This is a genomic window from Rhizobium sp. 3T7 (assembly GCF_020166565.1).
Classification (GTDB): domain Bacteria; phylum Pseudomonadota; class Alphaproteobacteria; order Rhizobiales; family Rhizobiaceae; genus Rhizobium.
Map to the genome: position 1 here is coordinate 83,865 of NZ_JAIQXS010000020.1, position 20,873 is coordinate 104,737.

The following is a 20,873-nucleotide window of genomic DNA, read 5'->3' on the forward strand; positions in this document are numbered from 1 at the left end:
CGGGTCTTTCTCCATGAAACATTTCTTCAATCGCCGGGAAACCATTGTCACCGAAGCCCTCGATGGCCTGCTCCTGACGAGCAGTGCGGGCCGTCTTGCGCGTCTCGATACCTTCCCCGACATCAAGGTGATCCTGCGCGCGGACTGGGATAAATCGAAGGTCGCAATCATCTCCGGCGGCGGAGCCGGTCACGAGCCCTCGCATGCCGGTTTCGTCGGCAAGGGCATGCTCACAGCTGCCGTATCCGGCGAGATCTTTGCCTCGCCCAGCGTCGATGCCGTGCTGACAGCAATCCGTGCCGTAACCGGGCCCAAGGGCGCCCTGCTGGTCGTCAAGAACTATACGGGTGACCGGCTGAACTTTGGCCTCGCCGCCGAAAAGGCGCGTGCCGAAGGCTTCGCTGTCGAGATGGTGATCGTTGCCGACGATATCGCGATCCCCGGCATCAACCAGCCTCGCGGCGTTGCCGGGACGCTGTTTGTGCACAAGATCGCCGGTTATCACGCCGAAGCCGGAGCCGACCTGAAGACGGTCAGCGCACAGGCGGCGGCAGCGGCGCACGACATCGTTTCCCTCGGCATGTCGCTTTCGACCTGCAGCGTGCCCGGTCAGACACATGAAGATCGGCTCGGCGCCAACGAAGGGGAGCTCGGACTTGGCATCCACGGCGAACCCGGTGTCGAGCGCATTTCCTTGCAACCTGTTGCCGACCTCGTTGCGACGATGACCGAACGGCTGGCCGGCAAGGTCGGTGACACGGGAGATCATGCGCTGTTGATCAACAACCTCGGCGCTGTGCCGCCGCTTGAAATGGGCGTCATTGCCAACGCGGTACTATCGTCACCAATCGCCGGCCGCGTTCGGCTGATCATTGGGCCGGCCCCGATGATGACCGCACTCAACATGAACGGCTTTTCCCTGTCGCTCATCCGGCTGGACGGTGACCGCGAAGCCGCGCTGAAGGCCGCCGTCGCGCCGCATGCCTGGACGCCCGCCACCGAACGGCACGAAATTGCCATCGTTCCTGCGCCGCAAAGGCCGTCCATGCGGAACGCAGCGACATCGGCCAGTGACGACAAGCACAATCGCCGTCTGCTGACGGCCGTTTGCGAGCATCTGATTTCTCTCGAGAGCGAATTGAACCGCCTGGATAGCCGCGTCGGCGACGGCGATACGGGCTCCACCGTGGCGACCGGCGCGCGCAGTATTCTTTCCCGCATCGACACGCTGCCGCTGAAGGATCCCGCAGCCACGATGGCCTCAGTCGGTGAGATCCTGAGCACCAGCATGGGCGGCTCGAGCGGCGTGCTGCTCTCAATCTTCTTTACCGCCGCATCCAAGGCCATGGCGGAAAAGGCTGATCTCGCTGCCGCCCTGCTTGCGGGGCTCGATCGGATGACGTTCTATGGCGGAGCCGGTGTCGGCGACCGTACGATGGTCGACGCACTGGCTCCGGCGCTTGCTGTCTTAACATCAGGCAATGTGGCCGGAGCGGCAAAGGCTGCGGCGACAGGTGCCGAGTCGACAAAGGCAATGCGAAAGGCAAAGGCCGGTCGCGCCTCCTACGTCGGCGAGAGGGATCTGGAGGGCGTGCCAGATCCGGGCGCTGTCGCTGTGGCAGGCGTATTCGAAGTGGTCGCAGCGCTGGCATGAGCTGGCGCGGTGCTGGGAGGCAACAGATGCAGGCAGAACCAGTTCTCCTTGCGGGATTGATTGAAGCTTGCCGTGCGACGATTGCGGCAAACAGCGATCATCTCTGCGCCCTGGATCGCGCAATCGGTGACGGCGATCACGGAACCAACATGCGGCGTGGTTGCGAAGCGGTTAGCGCCGAAGAGGCCACGGTCGCGTGCCTCCCCTTGCCCGACGCGCTGGAGAAAATTGGTCTGACACTGGTCATGAACATAGGCGGCGCAGCCGGTCCACTCTACGGAACGTTGCTGATGGAGATGGGACGCGAGCTACGCAAATCGGATCAAGAGCAGGATTTTTCTTCAGCGTTGAAGCAGGCCATCGATGCCGTTGCCCGCCGCGGGCGTTCGCACGCAGGAGACAAGACCCTCCTCGACGTACTGTATCCGGTCCAGGATGCGCTTGCGCATCGTTCGCCACTGACGGATATCGTCCGGCAGGCAGAACTTTCCGCCGCACTTACCGCCGCCATGAAGGCCATGCGTGGCCGCGCATCCTACCTTGGAGAGCGTTCGATTGGCCACGTCGATCCGGGCGCCTCGAGCTGCGCTCTGCTGACAACCGCTATTTGCCGCTACCTTGAGGAGCACCGCCCGGCATGAGTGTGAAGACCCCAAACGTCGGGATCGTGATCGTCTCCCACTCGCCGCTGGTCGCGCGGGGCACGGCCGACATGGTCCGGCAGATGGTCGGCGACAGCGTGCCGCTCGCCTGGTCGGGCGGCAACAGTCAAGGCGAACTCGGCACGGATGCCCGCGGTATCCTGAAGGCCATCGAGGAGGCCTGGTCAGAGGCAGGTGTCGCGGTCTTCGTCGATCTTGGCGGAGCCGAAACCAACAGCGAGATGGCCATCGAAATGCTGGGTTTGTCGCGCGCGAAGCTCGTCTCAATTTGCAATGCGCCAGTGGTGGAAGGCGCCGTCATCGCCGCTGCGGAGGCCTCTGGCGGAGCATCGCTGGCCAAGGTCGTAGCGACGGCAGAGGAACTGTCACCCTGATGAGCGGCGGATTGCGCATAGGAAACCCGGAGGCCGAACAGGTGCACGCCAGTTGCCAGACGGAGGTCGAAGTGAAGCACGGCGTGGGATTGCACGCCCGGCCCTCTGTGACATTCACGCGGCTGGCAAAGTCGTTCCCCTGCTCGATCGAAGTCGCGGTCAATGGCAGCGACGTCTGGCTGAATGGCAAGAGCATCATCAAGATCATGGGCGCCAGGATCCGCAAGGGATCGATACTGAAAATCCGCGCCGACGGAATCCTCGCAGAAGAGGCAATCCGGGCATTGAAGGACCTCATCGAGCGCAACTTCGATGAAGAAAAGAAACATGGCCGCACCGCTTAGATTGAAAGCAACAGGCGCGTCGCCGGGCGTCGCGTCGGGGCCGGCCTATATCGCGGAGCCGCTCGCTGCTGCCGCGTCACTGCCATCAAGCGTTTTTGACCATGCAGAGCTCGCCGACGCGATCAAGACGGCCATCCGCGAACTACAGGACCTTGCGACCGGCACAGACCCCGAGAGCCGCGATATCATCGAATTTCAGATCGAAGTGCTGCAAGATCCGACGTTGGCGGAGATGGCCGGCGCGCGCATCGATGCGGGCGAAAACGTGGCGTTCGCCTGGGTCGGGACACTCGACGGATACATCCGCGAACTGGAGTGCTCGGCCGAACACCAATTGCGGGCGCGTGCCGTCGACATTCTCGACATCAAGAATCGCGTCCTATCGGTCCTCACTGGAACGCCGATCGACGACTTTCCTGCCGGATCCATCTATGTCGGAAAAGACATGGAGCCCAGTCGCTTCCTCGCACATGACTGGTCGGCAGGTGGCGGTATCGCTCTTTATGCCGGCAGCGCGGTCGGCCATGTCGCCCTGCTTGCCAGATCCCGGTCTGTCCCGATGGTTATTGGCGCCGGCCGTTTCGCGACAGAGGGCGGACAACACATAGGGGTTGATGGCGATTCAGGCCTCGTCATCCTTCAGACAGCCAAGGAGAAGGCAACGCCGGCCCAATTCGACCATTCCGTGACAAGCACCGTGTCGACAGTCGACAACGGCGATCTGCGCACGGCCGACGGTTCGCAGGTACTGTTGTCCATCAACGTCAACGCGCCCGATGACGTCGATGCGATCCCGGCTGCGACAACCGCTGGCATCGGGTTGATGCGCTCGGAATTCGCGGTGATGTCCCTCGGCGATGCTGCAAACGAAGAAAAGCAATTCGGGATCTACCGCCGCCTCCTGGATTGGGCAGACGGCCGGTCGGTAACCATTCGCATGCTGGATATAGGCGGCGACAAGCCGCTTTCCGGCCTCACCGAGATGTCCTCGCTGCGCGGCGTCCGCCTTCTCCTTGCCCGGCCGGAGATTGCGCGCGTTCAAGCCCGCGCACTCTTGCGCGCAGCCGTCTTCGGCAATCTCCGCATCATGCTGCCGATGGTGACTGTCCCATCCGATGTCGAAGACATCAGGCAGATCTATCGCGAAGAATCCAGCGAGCTTGCCCGCCGCAGCGTGCTGAATCGCATTCCCCCGATCGGAATGATGGTAGAGGTCCCGGCCGCAGCGCTCATGCTGGATGCGTTCGAAAGCGCGGACTTCTTCTCGTTCGGTACGAACGACCTCGCGCAATATCTCGTCGCTTCGCCACGCGAGGACGCCGACTTTGTCCTGTACCAAGCCCAGGCAGTGCCGGCCCTGCTGCGCCTGCTCACCCAGTCTGTGAAGCTTGCCGGCGGCAAGCCAGTTAGCATCTGCGGCGATATGGCTGGAGACCCGTCCCGGACCGCAGATCTGCTTGCCACAGGCATCAGGCATTTTTCCGTGGCGCCAGCTCGACTTCCCGCGATAAGATCAGCAATCGTCGGTCTGAACGCCGATGGGACAAAGGCAGCCGGAGAATAAGATGGCGCGCGAAGACACCGAAGACGCCATTATCGCCTATAAGTCCATTCTGGCGCAGATCATCGACAACAGACCTTCGGGAACACGTCAGCGACTGGCCACGGAACTCGGCAAGCATCGCAGCTTTGTCACGCAGATAACAAGCCCGACCTATGCGACGCCTCTTCCTGCCCGGCATCTCGCAACGATCGTCCGGGTGTGCCATTTCAGCGCCGCCGAACAGGAGCGCTTTCTGGACGCCTACCAGGCCGCACATCCCGGCAAACTGCCGGAGCTTGGCGCCTCGGAAAAACTGAGGCACCTTTCGCTGATGGTGCCTGATTTCGGCGACGAGCGGCGCAACCGGCTGCTGGAGGAAGCAATCGCCGATCTGGTGCAGAAGATTGCCGCAATTTCCGGGTCGCCGGATTGAACAAACGCTTGTGGCACGTGCGACAAGTTTGACACGATCATCGCCTTGGGAGGGGCTTGATGAAGAAATTCATGAACACAGCGGAGACCATGGTCGCCGAAAGCGTCGAAGGCTTTGTGCGCGCCCATGAGGAATTCGTTGTGTTCGGCACCGACCGCAAATGCATACGCCGCCGCCACTTGGTTCCCGGCAAGGTCGCGATCATCTCCGGCGGCGGCGCCGGTCACGAGCCGATGCACGTCGGCTTCGTCGGTCGCGGCATGCTTGATGCCGCTTGCGTCGGGCATATCTTCACATCTCCCACGCCGGGCCAGATCGTTAGCGCGATAGAAGAAGCCGACACTGGCGCCGGATGCCTGCTCATCGTCAAGAACTATGATGGCGACGTCATGAACTTCGAAATGGCGGCGGAGATGGCGGCGGGCCGGCATCGAATTGAAATGGTACTTGCCAGCGACGACATCGAAACGGCGAGGGCCGGCGACGGTCGCGGTCGACGCGGCGTTGCCGGCACGCTAATAACGGAAAGGCTTCTGGGAGCCGCGGCCGAGCAGGGCCAGGGCCTCGCCGAACTGAAGGCCGTGGGCGACAGCCTCTCCTCGCGCATCCGGTCTATGGGCGTTGCCCTGAGCGGTGTCGCGGTGCCGCACACACAGCGCACGACATTCGCACTTGGGCCGAACGAGATAGAAATGGGCGTCGGCATTCATGGGGAGCCTGGCCATTCAAGAGAGCTCTTCTCTGACGCCGACACCATCGTCAGCCATCTGAGTGAGGCGATCTTCGACGACATCAGCCGAAGCACGGACAAAGCACTACTCTTCGTCAACGGGCTTGGCGGCACACCACCGGCCGAACTGTACCTTGCCTACAACTCTGCTCTTCGCATCATGACGGAGCTCGGCGTGCGGATCGAGCGCTCGCTGGTTGGCACCTATGCCACCTCGCTCGACATGCAGGGCCTTTCCATCACGCTTGCTTTCCTCACGGACGAGGAGTTTTCTCTGTGGGATTCGCCCGTTGCAACCGCTGCGTTGCGCTGGGGCTGCTAGGTATCGGCACAGCGAAGCGCCTTTGCGTCACGTCCGGTTCTTTGCCCGTAGTACCGCGAAGGTCGCGTCTCGACCCAAAGCAGAAGTTCCGCTGATCCACGCAAACGCTCATTAGGGTCAAAACCCAATCATCCTGTTGAAGTGGTTTCGATTTCCTGATTCACGGTGGGCGTGAAGATGGAGATGGTGAATGGCGTTGTTCTGGCTGTCGGATGAGGCGTGGGCGGCGATCGAACCGTATCTTCCAAAGAACCAACCTGGTGCGCGGCGGGTGGACGACCGGCGGGTGATCTCTGGAATTTTGCACGTACTGAGAAGCGAGCCATCCGCTACGACAAGCTGCGATACCGCGGGCGCCACCTCATCGAGAACGCCTTCTGCCGCCTCAAGGACTTCCGCCGCCTCGCCACCCGCTACGATAAGCTCGCCGACAACTTCCTCTCAGGCGTGGCGCTCGCTACCGCTAACGCCTTCTGGCTCTGAACGAGTTTAAGCTCTAGGTACCCGACTGCCACACTGTCCTTTCGGCGACATACAGCATGTGCATTGAGCTCGGATCGGTCGGCAGCAGGTCAGGGTGAGCGAATTCGCCGCCCTCGACTTTCTTCATCCCCAACCGCTGCATGACGGCTTCGGACCGCTTATTCGCCAATGCGGTGAATGCGTAGACGCGCGGCGCATCCAGGCTACCGAATGCATAGTCGAGGGCGGCGCGAGCGGCTTCAGTCGCATAACCCTTGCCCCAATGGTCGCGAGCAAGCCGCCAGCCCACCTCCAGGGCCGGGCCGAAAGGGAAATCAGTCCCGAGGCGGTGCAGGCCGACCGCGCCGAGCAACGCCCCGTCGCCGATACGCTCGGCGGCCCAGAAAATCGGCTCGCCGACTTCGGAAAGCCGCATCAGTTGTTCGACGATGTCGCTGGTCTCAGAGGCGGTCTTCATGCCGCCGAGGAACTGCATCACCTCCGGATCGGCGTGGATAACGCCCAACAGGGGCTTATCCGCCTCTCGCCAGGCCCTGAGCTTCAAGCGGGCTGTCGCAATCATACACTCTCCAAGCGAATCGGCTCACCTTCGCTACCATAATAGTGGTCTGGCTGTGATTGAGTCTCGACCTTAACGATCCTATGCCCGTGCGTAGGAGGCAACATTCCGAGCGAAGTTCGGTAGCAGCCGTATGTTACTGTAACGTACTTGCCATTTCTCGATGCCGTGGGAAGATGGCGCTGCAAGTTCTGCGGGCAAGCTGATTGTGAGCTTCGGCCGGCAAATACTGTGCGAAAGGTATAGGTTTCCGCCCGGGTTGTTGTGGGCCTGAAACGTGCATGCGCAGTCCGTTCCAACTAGAAAAATTGATAGTGGAGGGAATGACATGGCATCGACAGCAAGCAGGCTTTCCTTTCTGGCTCTTCTCCTGGCGACAACCAGTCTCAACGGCGGGAGCATAGCCTCCGCCCAGACTGCTGCTGAAATTCCCCCGGCGATCACCACGCCGGACAAAGTCGAGACGCGCATCGGCACGCTTGACTTCAAGGACGGCATGCCGAGCAAGGAGTCCATCGCCAAGGTCTATGACAATCTGGACTTCACGCACGCTTTCGAGGCGTTTGTGAACACCTTGCAAGGGGTCAGCATACACGCACTCCACAAGGGCCTACTGAGCGCCGGTGTCAAGGATAACGAAGTCCTTGTCTTTTCCGAGCTCATGGACGCCAAGTCGCTCTTCCTGACGGCCAATGCCGACACCGTCTATTCCATGGGCATGCTCGACCTGACCAAGGGTCCCATGGTGCTCGAGGTGCCCCCCAAGGCGCTTGGTGCCATCGATGACTACTGGTTCCGTTGGGTCATCGACATCGGGCTGCCTGGGCCGGATCGCGGCGAGGGCGGGAAATACCTCATTCTGCCGCCCGGCTATGATGGTCCTTTGCCCGATGGGTTCAATATCGCCCGCGCCCGGACCAGCCTCGTCATATGGTTTGCTCGCTCGTTCCTGGAGAACAACGATCCCAAGCCCGTGGCAGAATCGATCAGAAAATTCACCAAGGTCTATCCATACGAGGCCGGCGGCGTCGGCACCCCCATCGCCGAGTTTTTGAGCGGCAAGGCTAAGCTTGGAAAAGTCACGCCACCGCCGCCGACCGTGTTCCACGAAGGTACCGGCAAGGTGATGAACACCATCCCGCCGAACGACTTCAGCTATTACGAGATGCTCAACGAGGTCGTGCAGCAGGAGCCTGCAGGGTCGCTCGATCCCGAATTGATGGGACCGATCGCCGCCATCGGCATCATCAAGGGCAAACCCTTCGCGCCGGATGCGCGGATGAAGAAGATTCTCACCGAAGCGCTGGCGCTCGCCAATGCCACTTCGCGCACCCTGTTCATGGCTCCTCGCGATCCCACTTTGTACTACTACCCCGGCTCGGGTTGGCAGAACATGCTGTTCGAAGTCGGTTACGAGTTCGAGACGCCGATTCCGCTGATTACAACCGAAGGCGTAAAGCCTTACCCGCCCACCGGTTATCGCACGCTCGATGCGCGAACGGACTTCTTCTATGGCGTCACCGGGATCACGCCCGCAATGGCCATGCGTCTGCCCGGCATTGGTTCGACGTACCTGTGGACGATGGTCGACGCAGATAAGGAGCCCTTCGACGGCGGCAAGACCTACAAGGTTACCTTGCCGAAGGACATCCCCCAGGCGAACTTCTGGTCGTTCACGCTCTACGACAACATGACACGCTCGATGCTCGACACGCCGCAGCGCTACCCACGCGCGGGCAGCCAAAGTTTTCCGTCACCCGCCGCAGAAGCGGACACCGACGGCACGACGACAATCTTCTTCGGCCCGACGCAGCCAGCGAATGTCAAACGAGGCAATTGGATTCAAACGATACCCGGAAAGGGTTTTATCCCGTGCCTGCGGCTTTACAGCCCGCTTGAACCGTTTTTCGCCAAGACCTGGCGGCCGAGCGAGGTCGAAGTCGTTAAGTGATCAGCGAGCAAACGCGATAGCAACGTGTCAGGGACGCGACCCCCCTCTTGGCCGATTCGTCCATCCTCGATTTCGAACGGCTGTTCGCGGGACCAAAACTTAGTCGAATAAACGTGTTTCGCTACCCAGGCGCCTCGGGTGTGATCGCTTCCTGATCCGATTTGCGGTCCTTGCGGGTCGGCCCTTGGGCAGCTTCGGGCCCAGGCCTCGTCTCCTTGGACCCCAAATGGTCATTGCGCTCACGCCAGAAGCGGCGGCGGTCCTCTTCCTCGGGCGTCGGCTCCCGGACCATCGCACATACCCGCTGCTCGCCCCTCTGATGGGCGTGCAGCGCCCGGACCAGCGCTTCGCCATCGATCAGATCGGTCTTGGCCCGGCGCCGTCGGCGCGAGGTTGCAATCGAGGCCGGATCGACGACGTGGCTTTCGATCCCCTCGGCCTCCAACACGCGATGGATCCAGAAGCAGTCGAGCCCAGCTCCTGGACGACAATGATCGGAAAGCACCGCCCGGTTCGCGCCCGCGCCGTCCTCCCCAGTTCGGCAAAACGCGCCAACATACCGGCGACGCCGCCGGTTTCCACCGCATGCTTAGACATCTTCTCGCCACCACCCGGCGACAGCGAGATGATTGGCCATTTCGATTGGCTGAGACCGTCGTTCTTGCAGTGAAGGTGGCTCACCCCGCGTTACAGATGGAGGTTGCTTCGGATCGGTGAGCTGCAACGGGCATGCTTCCTCCAAGGTAGGGTGTTTGTGGTTAAGCGACCTCACCTTGCCACAGCGCTGATCGCTATCCACGCTCCTCATTGGATCTGCATAGGTCCGCATTTTCAAATGGCAGCATTAACGCAGAGGTCGGCCTTCTGCCTCCTCCTTGTCCTCCTCCACGCGTTCTCGTTTCGCCTGCAGTCGGTCGAACTTTCCGAAGTCGGTCATGATGCTGACCAGAACACTTCCGGTCCAGCCGAAAGTGAACAGCCCCGACATGCCGATGATCGGCCCTAGGAGCCGCCATCGATCCGGCAGGCTGACGTTGCCCTCTCCGAGCGTCGTGTAGCTCTCCAGCACGTAGTAGTAGCTGTCGCGCATCGAGGGGATGATCTCCCTGACATAGAGCGGTACCGCCCAGATCAGTGTTTCTGCGAAATGCAGGATCGCCAGCGCAGCGATCGTCACCGCCAGCATCACGTTCAGCCGCCAATGCGGCGTGGCGCTGGTGACGTGTGCCCAAGATTTGCTGAACTGAAGGCTGATGCTCCGGATACCCACGCCATGCACGAAGATGACCACGATCAGAAACACGGTGCCGACGAGAATTTCCAGGACTGGGTTCGGGTTCGTTAGATGGTCCAATCGCGAGGTCCTCAGTCTTGTCACCTGCGGTGGGAGGCGTTTTGAAGGCCTCCCACCGGGCCGACACCAGCACGGGCATGTTGCTGCACCCAGGCGCTAGTAGCAGGGAGGATAGGGGTAATATCCGCATGCCGGAGGCGGGTAGTAGCGACGATCCTCAGCGACCGCGGCACCGATTGCTGCTCCTGCGACAACGCCGGCTCCGTAATATGCGCCAGGATGTGCGTACCATCCGCCACGCCAGACCGGAGCACGGAAACCAGCGCCCCCGACGGCAACGCCCCCGTAAGGACCACGCGCCGCAAACCAGTCGATGAACAGCGATGCAGGACCATCGGCACCCGCGAGATCGCCTTCTAGGATGGCGACCTCAAAGGTCAGGTTTGCGCCTTCGAGCTTCGGTGTCTTCAGGACGACGACGGCATCGGCGACGGTATCGCCCTTGCCGCTCAGGACCGAAATCGTCGCATTGGGCGGATCCTTGGCGAAACTGTCCGGGCCTTCATCCCACTGCTTGATGAACTCGGAAGTTAAGACATGACCTGCAGAGCGCACCGGGCGGTCGGCAAACACGATAGACACCGCCGAGATGCCGCTCATCGTCAGCTTGCCGTTCTCAAGCTTTGCGCCTCCGGAATTGAGGACGGCCAGCGACGGCACCATTTTTGACTTGGTCGCGCCGATGGTCTTTTGCGCAGGTGCCGAGATGGCGTCCTGCGCGAGAACCGGCGTTGACGATAGAAGGCCTGCTGCGATTGCGATCATGAACATATCGGAGATTTTAAGCATCTGCTTCCTCCCGTTTTTCCACTAAATGGCGTTATTTCAACAGTCCCAGATTGATCAGTTGAACACGTCGGTTGTCTGCCGCCTCCGGGTGGCCCGGATCGATCGGCCATTCCTCGCCGGCACCGACCGAAAACAAGCGATCTGGCGAAACTGCGAAGGTGGTCGACAGCGCCTCGTTGATTGCGTCGGCGCGCTTCTGGCTGAGTTCGAGATTGTGCTTGGCCGTTCCTGTCGCACTGGAATGCCCGACAATGAGGAACTTGTAGCGGAACAGATCCGGATGATGCAGTGCATCCGCGATCAGCCCCACGGTGCGGTAGGATTTCGGCTCGATGGCAGTCGAGTTGTTTTCGAAATCGATCTCGACGATCAACTGCGAGAGCTCTGACAGCTTGCTCCAGTTGGGCAGCGCTGCGACGCCTTTACCGACGTTGGCGTTCGCTTCTTCCACCAGAAGAGCGACATCGACGGCAGATGCGGCCGCCTTGACCTGTCCGAGCGTGCTCATGATCTGACTGTTGTCGAGCTGCTGGGCGGAAGCGATGCTCGGAGCCAGAAGCAGGCCGAGTGCCATTGAAATGCGAAGGCCGTGAGCGATCATGTTGTTTTCCCTCTTTCCGGTCATGGTTCACCGCCATCCGGCGTCGGTAATTGCTTGGTTGCATTCCCTGTTGTCGACGCGCTTCGTCTCGACGAGGCAGGACAGAATGTTCCCGTCGCCCTTCACGCCGTTGCAGTACTGAGAGATGTCATGCTGGCAGACCTTGAACGCCGACGCCTGCGCCTCCTGGCGCTGGGCGATCGACGACATGACGCTCGCGAGCGTCGAGGTACACGTTGGGGAAACCTTGGATGCGTTCTTCTCGAGACAGGCCTGGATGCGGCCGTTGCCGAGGTTCTCGCCATTGCAGAACTTCTTGATGTCGGCGCCGCACTCCTTGGCGAGCGTCGTCACTGCATCGGCGTAGCTGATCGTATCTGCCTTGCCGACGGCCGTCATTGAGAGGAAGGCAGCGAGCGCCGCCCCTGCGAAGATACCAACTCTGTCTCTCATCATTGTTCCTTTCCTAGAGCGATTGATCTGAAGTGGTCATTTCCGTCGTATGCGGGGTCGGCTTTATCGCCTTGGCGGTTTGAGCGGGGAGACGGCGGCTCTATTGATGGTCTGTTCGATCTCGATCCGGAGACCCACGATGAGCTCCTCGTACTCGCCGATGCGCTCGTCACGCTCCGGAGCGGAAGATCGCTCCCACTGCAGTTTCTCGTCATGCGCAGTCAGAAAGTCGTCGCACATGTCGCAAAACCCCTCGTCGCGGGCGGCGAGTTCCTCGATAACTTTGGCGTGCTCGTTGAATGAGCTCTTCACGAATTCAACACCGTTTCCCATCCGGTTTGTCCGTTCGCGTACGTCGCCTCACAACAGGCGATCTCATGCTGATGCAAATCTCTCCTACTGGGCCGGGCCGTCACTGAAGGTAACAAACGCTCGCGAAGTGCTTGGAGCGGACTCAAAACGCAGCCACGCGCTCGACGAACCAGAATGCCGACATTGCTCCGATCGCGTAGGTCGCCGTGGTGAAGGCATGGCGGCCAAGCCACGCCGGATATCTCGCCAGCCTTACCAGCGCGATCAGTCCGATCACCGCGGCGATGAACATCAACTGCCCAATCTCGACGCCCACATTGAAGAACAGCAGTGCGAGCGGAATGTCTCCGGCCGGAAGGGCCAACTCCGACAGCGCTCCTGCAAAGCCCAGCCCATGCAGCAGCCCAAAGGCGAAGGCCACCATCCAGGGTCGTTGCGCCGTCAGGCTTGTCTGGCCGTTCTGGATACGGATGATCTCGCAGGCGAGCAGCAGGATGCTGAAGGCGATCGCCGCTTCGACGGGCGGTCCGGGAACGTGAACGAACCCGAGGGTCGCCAGCGTCAGCGTGATGGAATGCGCCGCGGTGAACGCCGTCACCGTCAACAGCAACGCCCGCCAGCTTCGCGCGATGAACATCAGCGCAAGGACAAAGAGCAGGTGGTCGTAACCGAACAGGATATGGTCGATCCCGTGCATGATGAACGTCTTCGCCACGTCGAGCCGTCCCGGCCGGGAAGCGACGTCGACCCACGGCTGCGAAGGATGGATCATCGTCGTCGTGACCGCTCCATCCAGCATGTGAACGCGGACCAGCACATCGGTGATCGTCGCCTGCAGACCGACGAACTCCACACGCTCGCCCGCAAGGCTTCCATCCGCCGTCTCAACAACGCGCGTCTCGACGAGCGAATCCGGAAGATCGCGTTCGGTTGGCGTCGTCAGGTTGCGAACGCTGTCTGGAAGCCGCAGGGCTACCGGAAGGCGCATGCCCGACAGCATGGGCGTCCGCCAGACGACCTTGTAGCGGTTTGCGGCCATCTCGTCGATCTGAAGATAGGCGGGCCGTATCTCATGGGCGGTGACCGCCCCGGCAAGCCCAACGAAGACCGCAAAGATGCCGACGAACAACGTGGGCAATATCCGTAGGACGCTCATTGCGCGGACACCTCAAGCGCGAGGTTGTATCCGGGGGGAACCTGTAGGTCTTGAAAGTCGGCGGCCTCGATTGGGGGAACGATAACCGAGTAACGGGACCGCATTTCCTCCAGAGAGGTACGCTTTATCTCTTGATATTGGTCCTGAACCCAACCGGCCTTCACGTTGGGCATCACCTCTGCGTAGCTCGGAATGCGCCCCGGCTCGATGGAATCGATCCAGACGAGATGCCATCCATATCCCGATTTGACAGGGCCGACCCACTTGCCTGGCGTGAGCTGAAACAGCGCCTTGGAGAACTCCGGTCCGAATTCCTTGGCCATCTGCTCGGGCGTCGCGTCGCCATAGTGGGTCTGGAACATGAAAGGATCGCCGCTTGCGGCAACTTCGCTCGAGTCCGGCGACTTGCCTTCGACGAGAGCGAGAGCTGCCGCTGCGGCCTCCTCCGTTCCCTTCCCGTGTTTGTCCGTGGAGAAGTAGAGATGCCTGAAAGTTGCATGCGCGGGTAACGCGAAGGTCTCGGAATTCTTGTCGAACCATGCCTTCAGGTCAGCATCCGTCGGTTCTTGCATCGAGGCGACATCGGAGGCGAGAAAGTCCATCTTCTGTGCCAGCCTGCGCTTGACCACCTCGTCGTCGCGGTCAAGTCCGAGGGCCACCGCTTCCCGGAAGAGAATTTCCTCAGTCACCTTCTGATCGACGAGACCGCGTACCTGTTCCGTCGTCGGCGACGATCTTCCCTGCGCCAGCCAGCTGATGGCCAGTTGCCGAACGTCGTCCTTCGTCAAAACGATCTGGTTGGTATTCGCCTCGCCCTCCCCCTGCGGAGGCGTCGGTAGCTGGTATGCGCCGAACAGGAATCCGCCGACGACGAGGAAATGAAGCAGCGGTTCGCCGAGAGCTCTCCGCCACCTGCTCTTCGTCGCCCCCCCGGCACGCACGTCGGAGGCGTCAGGTGCGATAGGAAACAGTTTCATCGGACTGCCTCCTTTACCGGATGATGGCCTGGACTTCGTAGTTGGCGTAGCCGAATTCGTTGCTCCGAGCGGCCACGTACTTGTCGCCCGATGTGTAGACCGTCAGTTCGAACGGGGTTCCATCGATCGTCGTGACGATGTGGCCGTCCTTGATTTCATAGTCGGCGGTCGATCCTGACGTGCTTGGATGCATGATCTGCAGGACATCGTCCGCTTTGGGCGGGCCACCGTTCAGCTCGGTTATGACGCGCTGTCCATGCTCGCCGAACAGGACATCGAAATTCTGGTTGGTGACCCTGTTGCGGACTTTGAACGTCTTGCCGACGACGAGTTCCTTCAGTTGATCGTTGGTGAGCGCGACGGCTCCTGCCTTGGTCAGATCTTCGACGGTCAGACCGCGCTCGGCCTTGGCGACGGCCGCAGGCGTCGGCGTGTACCAGATTGGCGATGTCCATGCGCGCTCTTGAACCGTGGCGGCCACGCTGCTGGGTGGAAGAATGCCGAGCTTGACGGCGTCGTACGTGCTCCAGCGCGGTGTCGGGATCTGCAGGACGCGCGAGTAGTAGAAGGCGTGCAGGCTCGGGTCGAACTCGGGGTCAGTCCAGACCGCCTTCAGTTCCACCGCGCCGATATCGTTGGTGTAGGTCGCCTTGGTGATATCGACGGTGCTTCCAATCGGGGGCAGCTTGCCGGTGACCGGATCGGGCTGCCGGTTTCCTGCCCAGGCGACGTCGAAGATCTTTTCGAAGATCTGGCCTTGCTTGGTCCAACCCTTGACGATCTGGATCCGATCGAGATTACCGTCGTCGGGATCCTTCACCGCCGATACGATGAAGGAGGGAACCTTGTCGTCGGCGGCAGGCAGATCGCCTCCCATCGGGACACCCCCGGCATAGGCGGTCTTCGCCCAATCCGCGTTGGCGAGAACGCCCTTGTCGTAGTCCCAGCCGCCAAACATCCGTGCCTGGATGCGAACACCGCTGGTGGCGTAGACCTCCTTGCGCTGCATGGCATTGAAGATTGAATCGCGGGAGTTCTGTTCGGCCCAGACAACGGTCAGGCCCGAGGTTCCGGTCTCGAGGATGTTCATGCCGGATTCGACCTTTCCCGCCAGTCGTGAGGCGGGCGTCGCGTCGACGAGGCCATGATCGCCGAAAAAGTTCGATTGCGAATAAGCGGTGACGGTGTTGTGCGAGTCCCCGGCGCCGACCACCCCGAACTTGTAGGGGTTGTAGCCGCGGGTCGCCTGCATCGCCAAGCCGTTCTCATAGGCTTCCCGGGCATAGCTCCCGTGCAGCCTGGACGTGCTGTTATCGAGCCCGATCAGGTAGTTCATGATCTCGAAGTTGGCGAACTCGTCGTTCGGCGACAGGTCCGGATGAGTCTCGGAGGCACCCTTCGCCTGCTTGAGTTCCGTGAGCGGTTCGTTGGTCATGCGCTGCTGAGCCCAGCCGGCATCGAGCGGGGTGCCCTTGCTGTCGACATCGGTCGGAAACATGATGCCGTTCGAAAGGTTGGCATTATGCGAGATGGCCAGCACCTCGTTCCCGGCCTTTCGCTGACCGTCCATCCACGTCCAGAGGTCTTCGGGATGGTCGGATTGGATTGCGGAGAACGGGGCTTGCGGAATCTTCGCGCAGTCTTTGAAGAAGACGTTTCGATGCATGTTCTGGTTATTGGGCATCGACGTCCACTCGTACGAACAGAAGGTGGTGAACGTTCCCGGCTTGTTGTACCTCTCGGCGATGGCGGTGTTTTGCTTCCACACCGTGTCTGCCGTTGCCGGATCAAGGAGTTCGGTGATTGGCTGGTGTTTGGCAATGCTGCCGGCCAGGAACTCGAAGATCTTCATTGCGCTGTTGTCTTTGGTCACCTTCAGCTTCGCGGCGATCGGCAGCTTGCTGATCGGCGACGTGGGATCATTGGCAAGACGAACGACGCCGACATATTCCGAGTGATCGGTCACCCCTTGAAAATCGAGGGGTGTCTTGATCTTCACGTCGAAGCCGGCCGGATGCTTGATGGTCTGCCCCATCGAGTACTGGTAGGCCTCTTCAGGTCCGGTCACGGTGTTTCCGATGATGTAGGCATCAAGCGACCAGCTCGTGTGCTGGTGGGTCTGTCCGAAGTAGGCATGGCGCTCCTGGGCCGAGGCCGCTCCGACGCTGACCGTCAAAACCGTAGAGGATAGCAAGAGAATTGGTAGGTTCGACCTGCGCATTGCTTCGACCCTTCATGTGGGATGAATTTGCCGTCGTTATTGGAAGTTCAGCGGACAAGTTCGATTTCGGTTAGACGCCATTCCTTCGTGAAGAAGGGCTCAAGCGGGCTGTAGAGCCGCAGGATCGTAAACCATCCCTTGCCGGGAACCGTCTGTACCCAGTTGCCTCGCTTGACGTCTTTCGGCTGATCGGGGCCGAAATAGATCGTGGTGGAGCCATCCGCGGCTGCTTCCGCCGCGGGAGACGGATAGGTTTGGCTGCCCGCACGAGGATATCGTTGGGGCGTGTCGAGCATGGAGCGGGTCTGGTTGTCGTAGACCGTGAACGACCAGAAGGCCGCCTCCGGTATGCCCTTGGGCAGCGTTACCTTGTAGGTCTTGCCGCCGTCGAGGGCCTTCTTCTCACCGTCCAGGAAGCCCATGAGATACTGCGAACCGACGCGCGGCAGTCGCATGATCATACCGGGGGAGTCCAGGGTGTAGCCGTAGTAGAAGGCCGTCTTGGAGTCGAGCGTGCGCGCGCCAGTCGGCGGAAGCGGATCGAACAAACCATCCTTGGTGAGCATCGGCGGCGGCGTCTCGAAGTTCGCGCCACCCTCCCACAGCATGTTGGCCCAGGACGAGTCCGGATAGTAGGTCCATCCGAGGGAATCCTTCGGCCGCCAGTTGAGCACGCGCCCGGAGGCGTTTCCGACCGCCGCGGCGTCCACGAGAATCTTCTTCATCCTCTCGTTCGGCTTGAACTCCTTGCCCTTGGCGATCCCGATCGCCGCCAGTTGTCCGGCCAGCTCGGGATTGTAGGAGTCCGCTGGCTCCGCCTGGATGTTGTCATTGATCATCTCGAAAAACGAGAAGTCGCTTGGCGGGATCGTATTGAAGGCCTTGCCGCTGGCGTCGATGAAATTTGTTTCGGGAACCGGTGGATTGGCTTCGAGCCTGACCTTGCCTTCGAGGGCCGTCGCTATGCTCGTTCCGAAGCCGCCGGGCGTGTAGGGGTAGATCTTCAATGTCTTCTTGATCAGGTCGACGGTCGGCTTCGGATCATTTTCCGTCAAGAAGGCGCGCGCAGCGTACAGCGCACGCAATGTCCTGGAGTGCGCCACATGGAAACCGCTGTCGGGGAGCGGACCACCGTAGCCCGGCGGGATCAGCAGATATCTTCCGCCTTCGCCGCGATCCGGGCCGGGAAAGCCGATATCGATGATCCACTGGAACCACATGTCGTTGATGGTGCCTAGCCCCTTCGGCGGCTGTTCGATGACAACCGGCCCCTTGGAAAGATCGATGACGGCGAGGTAGTAGACCGTGTCTGCATTGGCCGTGAGGAACAGCGACTTGGAATCCATCAGTTCGGGAAAGATGACGACGTCGTTGTCCTTGGCGCCGATGCTTTGGAACCCGCGTTCGAGCGCGATCGCGGATGCGCCGCCATAGCTATTGAGGAAGGCGTCGAGGCCGCGCGTGAAGTCGAGCGTGTCATAGATCTTCTGGGCGGTCTCCGCAGTAGGAGCGCCGTCCTTGAAGTCTAGTGTGCCGATCCGCGTCTCGACCCTGTCGGGGGTCGTTATCGCTTTCGGGACTTCGAACGCGTTCTGGGCGAACGCCAAACTGCCCAAAGCCGACGTAGCCAAGGTAACTGCTAGTAGCGAGACCGTTCTTTTTTGCGCCGTCATGATGTTCCCTCGATCGGTAGACCTATCATTCAGCGGAGCTCTGCCCTGAAGACATGGGACACCGAGCAACTCTTAACTCGGGATCCTGACCGGGCATCGTCAAAGCGCAAGTATGTAACAGTAACATACGGGGTAGTTCTCAGGTGGCTCGGCGCATGCTGCATGATCTTGTCGACGTCTTCTTTGGGCCTCACGATATTAACCCACGGCGCAAAAACAGCTTGCGTCGTGTGCAGTATCTGCGTGGACGACGATCGATTTCTGCAGTAGGTTGCATTCGAAATGCTTCATATAATTTCTGGTACAGGCGTCCCTCAAGAGCGGGTGAGGAGAAAGTCGTGCAGAACGAATTGCCAGATGGGCGCGTCGCTGCGCCATCATCGCCGCGCCCTCCTCCCACCCTGGACGATATTCGCAACCAGCTAGCGCGCGTCGTCAACAGTCCGGAATTCCCCGGCGTTGGCCGCAGCGCCGCATTCCTTACCTATGTGACGGACGAGGTGCTTTCCGGGCGTGGAGATCGGATCAAGGGCTATTCGATCGCCGTGGAAGTGTTCAAGCGCTCGGAAGGCTTCAAGCAGGACGACCCCGTCGTTCGCATCGAGGCTGGACGCCTGCGGCGGGCGCTGGAGCGTTACTACCTGGTGGCCGGACAGAATGATCCGATTCGAATAGACATGCCCAAGGGCGGATACGTTCCGTCCTTCGTGTGGAACGATGCTTCACCGAACCCCGACGATCCAGGCTTGTCCCGGCCGCGCGCGCAATGGCGGAAGCTGATGCCGATAGGCGTGGGAGCCGCGCTGATGCTCTGCGTCATGATGAGCGCACTCGTGCTGTCTGCTTATCTGCTGCCAGGTTTGCCGAAGTCTCTGAAGGCCCCGTTGGAAGGTCCGACGCTCGTCGTCGCGCCGTTCGCCAACCTCGGGGATGGTCCCAAGGCGGCGCTCTACACCGCCGGCTTGACGGAGGAGCTTCTGACAGCGCTTCCTCGCTTCAAGGAAATCAGGGTCTTTGGCCGCGAAACGTCCACCTCCCTGCCATCGGAAGTCGAGGCGTCCCAAGTCCGGGACGAGCTCGGTGCCCGCTTCCTTCTTGCGGGCGGCGTTCGCGTTTCGGACGACCGCGTTCGTGTGACCGCGCGCCTGCTTGACACCGACACTAGCGAAATCCTCTGGTCGCAGACCTACGACGACGACATCAAGAGTGGCGATCTGTTCAGTATCCAGTCGGACGTAGCCAACAAGGTGGCGACAGCAGTGGCCCAGCCCTACGGCATCATGGCCCAGTCGGACGCAACCAATCCGCCCCCTGAGGATCTCGGCGTCTATGGTTGCACGCTGAGCTTCTATGGATACCGTGCGGAATTGAGCGCCGTCCGGCATCGTCAGGTGCGGGACTGCCTTGAGAGCGCCGTCGCCCGGTACCCGTCCTTTGCCACCGCATGGGCGATGCTCTCCATCATCTATCTTGACGAGGACCGGTTCCGGTTCAATCCGAGTACCAACGCGACGCCGGCGATCGATCGCAGCTTGCAGGCCGCCCGTCGTGCCGTACAACTGGATACGGGCAATACCCGTGCACATCAGGCGCTGATGACCGCGTTGTTCTTCAAGCAGGAGGTTGCCGAAGCGCTGCATGTGGGCGAACAGGCGTTGGCGACCAATCCGAACGACACGGAACTGCTCGGCGAATTTGGTACCCGCGTCGCGATGAGTGGCGAATGGGAGCGTGGCGCGGCGCTGCTCGACCGCGCACTTGCCCTCAACCCCGGCGGCGGCGGCTACTACCACGGCACGCGCGCGCTCGCCGCCTACATGCTGAACGACGACAAGACGTCGGTCATCGAAATCAAGCAGGCGGATCTCCAGAAGTTTCCTCTCTTCCATGCGGTCGCCGCGGTGATCTATGTCAATGCCGGGATGATGGACGAAGCGCGCCGCGAGGCTACGGGCTTCAACGAGATGAGGCCGGATTTCGTGCCCAATATCGTGGCCGAGCTGAAGGCCAGAAACTTCCAGCCAGGCGACCGCGCGAGACTGATCGCCGATCTAAAGAAGGCGGGCCTGCCGGCATCGGACGAAGTACGGGAATCGATGTTGCTGCCGCTTCACGGTTCGTCCGTGCTTGTGCCACGTTGACCGGCGCGCGGCCAGTGTCTGGAGGTCGTAACGGTACAGATGCTACCAGATGTTACGGGCGTTTTCCCTCGTCCATCTGTAGAGTTCGCCCGATTGCAACGATCCGCTCGGGAGGGCATGCGATGACCAGACCATCAGGTA

General features: G+C 60.9%; 19 protein-coding genes and 3 pseudogenes. 11 read left to right on the forward strand and 11 right to left on the reverse strand.

The window, feature by feature from the left end:
- Window positions 1-13: 13 nt before the first annotated feature.
- The 9 genes and pseudogenes from K9B32_RS23100 to K9B32_RS23140 all read left to right on the forward strand — a co-directional run.
- Window positions 14-1,654, forward strand: coding sequence for a dihydroxyacetone kinase subunit DhaK (locus K9B32_RS23100; protein WP_224566361.1), 1,641 nt, complete (start codon window positions 14-16; stop codon window positions 1,652-1,654).
- A gap of 26 nt (window positions 1,655-1,680) precedes the next feature.
- The gene (dhaL, locus tag K9B32_RS23105) at window positions 1,681-2,295 is read left to right on the forward strand and encodes a dihydroxyacetone kinase subunit DhaL (protein WP_224566364.1); all 615 of its coding nucleotides are present in this window, start codon (window positions 1,681-1,683) and stop codon (window positions 2,293-2,295) included.
- A complete protein-coding gene (dhaM, locus tag K9B32_RS23110; RefSeq protein WP_224566366.1) occupies window positions 2,292-2,690 on the forward strand; it encodes a dihydroxyacetone kinase phosphoryl donor subunit DhaM in 399 nt (132 codons plus the stop codon). Before dhaL ends, dhaM begins: the two co-directional genes overlap by 4 nt.
- Window positions 2,690-3,034, forward strand: a complete 345-nt coding sequence (locus tag K9B32_RS23115) for an HPr family phosphocarrier protein (RefSeq protein ID WP_224566368.1) — start codon at window positions 2,690-2,692, stop codon at window positions 3,032-3,034. The genes dhaM and K9B32_RS23115 overlap by 1 nt, the downstream gene beginning before the upstream one ends.
- Window positions 3,018-4,598, forward strand: coding sequence for a putative PEP-binding protein (locus tag K9B32_RS23120; protein WP_224566370.1), 1,581 nt, complete (start codon window positions 3,018-3,020; stop codon window positions 4,596-4,598). The genes K9B32_RS23115 and K9B32_RS23120 overlap by 17 nt, the downstream gene beginning before the upstream one ends.
- A gap of 1 nt (window position 4,599) precedes the next feature.
- Complete coding sequence (locus K9B32_RS23125; RefSeq protein WP_224566372.1) at window positions 4,600-5,010, forward strand: hypothetical protein; 411 nt, start codon at window positions 4,600-4,602, stop codon at window positions 5,008-5,010.
- Window positions 5,011-5,069: 59 nt separating this feature from the next.
- A complete protein-coding gene (locus K9B32_RS23130) occupies window positions 5,070-6,062 on the forward strand; it encodes a dihydroxyacetone kinase subunit DhaK (protein ID WP_224566374.1) in 993 nt (330 codons plus the stop codon).
- A 190-nt stretch (window positions 6,063-6,252) separates the two neighbouring features.
- Window positions 6,253-6,381, forward strand: a pseudogene (locus K9B32_RS23135) (transposase); the annotation flags it as partial.
- An 8-nt stretch (window positions 6,382-6,389) separates the two neighbouring features.
- Window positions 6,390-6,545 (forward strand): annotated as a pseudogene (locus tag K9B32_RS23140) (IS5/IS1182 family transposase); the annotation flags it as partial.
- A gap of 13 nt (window positions 6,546-6,558) precedes the next feature.
- On the opposite strand, the gene K9B32_RS23145 reads toward K9B32_RS23140, so the two are convergent.
- Window positions 6,559-7,107 (reverse strand): GNAT family N-acetyltransferase, encoded by a 549-nt coding sequence (locus K9B32_RS23145; protein ID WP_224566377.1) that lies wholly within the window; start codon window positions 7,105-7,107, stop codon window positions 6,559-6,561.
- 325 nt (window positions 7,108-7,432) lie between these two features.
- Here K9B32_RS23145 and K9B32_RS23150 point away from each other — a divergent pair, with 325 nt between their 5' ends.
- Window positions 7,433-9,055, forward strand: a complete 1,623-nt coding sequence (locus K9B32_RS23150) for a DUF1254 domain-containing protein (RefSeq protein ID WP_224566379.1) — start codon at window positions 7,433-7,435, stop codon at window positions 9,053-9,055.
- Window positions 9,056-9,269: 214 nt separating this feature from the next.
- Here the strand turns inward: K9B32_RS23150 and K9B32_RS23155 are convergent.
- The 10 genes and pseudogenes from K9B32_RS23155 to K9B32_RS23200 all read right to left on the reverse strand — a co-directional run.
- Window positions 9,270-9,652: pseudogene (locus K9B32_RS23155) on the reverse strand (IS110 family transposase); the annotation flags it as partial.
- Window positions 9,653-9,899: 247 nt separating this feature from the next.
- On the reverse strand, window positions 9,900-10,409 hold the full coding sequence (locus tag K9B32_RS23160; protein WP_224566381.1) for an ion channel: 510 nt from the start codon (window positions 10,407-10,409) through the stop codon (window positions 9,900-9,902).
- 96 nt (window positions 10,410-10,505) lie between these two features.
- Window positions 10,506-11,198, reverse strand: coding sequence for a hypothetical protein (locus K9B32_RS23165; RefSeq protein WP_224566382.1), 693 nt, complete (start codon window positions 11,196-11,198; stop codon window positions 10,506-10,508).
- 31 nt (window positions 11,199-11,229) lie between these two features.
- Window positions 11,230-11,799 (reverse strand): OmpA family protein, encoded by a 570-nt coding sequence (locus tag K9B32_RS23170; protein ID WP_224566445.1) that lies wholly within the window; start codon window positions 11,797-11,799, stop codon window positions 11,230-11,232.
- 27 nt (window positions 11,800-11,826) lie between these two features.
- Window positions 11,827-12,255 (reverse strand): cysteine rich repeat-containing protein, encoded by a 429-nt coding sequence (locus K9B32_RS23175; protein ID WP_224566384.1) that lies wholly within the window; start codon window positions 12,253-12,255, stop codon window positions 11,827-11,829.
- A gap of 60 nt (window positions 12,256-12,315) precedes the next feature.
- Entirely contained in the window at window positions 12,316-12,585 is a 270-nt protein-coding gene (locus tag K9B32_RS23180; RefSeq protein ID WP_224566386.1) for a hypothetical protein, read from the reverse strand.
- Window positions 12,586-12,706: 121 nt separating this feature from the next.
- Complete coding sequence (locus tag K9B32_RS23185; RefSeq protein ID WP_224566405.1) at window positions 12,707-13,720, reverse strand: HupE/UreJ family protein; 1,014 nt, start codon at window positions 13,718-13,720, stop codon at window positions 12,707-12,709.
- On the reverse strand, window positions 13,717-14,697 hold the full coding sequence (locus K9B32_RS23190) for a peptidyl-prolyl cis-trans isomerase (RefSeq protein ID WP_224566408.1): 981 nt from the start codon (window positions 14,695-14,697) through the stop codon (window positions 13,717-13,719). The genes K9B32_RS23185 and K9B32_RS23190 overlap by 4 nt, the downstream gene beginning before the upstream one ends.
- 13 nt (window positions 14,698-14,710) lie before the next feature.
- The gene (locus K9B32_RS23195; protein WP_224566410.1) at window positions 14,711-16,918 is read right to left on the reverse strand and encodes a DUF3604 domain-containing protein; all 2,208 of its coding nucleotides are present in this window, start codon (window positions 16,916-16,918) and stop codon (window positions 14,711-14,713) included.
- A 47-nt stretch (window positions 16,919-16,965) separates the two neighbouring features.
- Complete coding sequence (locus tag K9B32_RS23200; protein ID WP_224566412.1) at window positions 16,966-18,591, reverse strand: DUF1254 domain-containing protein; 1,626 nt, start codon at window positions 18,589-18,591, stop codon at window positions 16,966-16,968.
- 338 nt (window positions 18,592-18,929) lie between these two features.
- Here K9B32_RS23200 and K9B32_RS23205 point away from each other — a divergent pair, with 338 nt between their 5' ends.
- A complete protein-coding gene (locus K9B32_RS23205) occupies window positions 18,930-20,732 on the forward strand; it encodes an adenylate cyclase (RefSeq protein WP_224566414.1) in 1,803 nt (600 codons plus the stop codon).
- The last annotated feature ends 141 nt before the right edge of the window (window positions 20,733-20,873 follow it).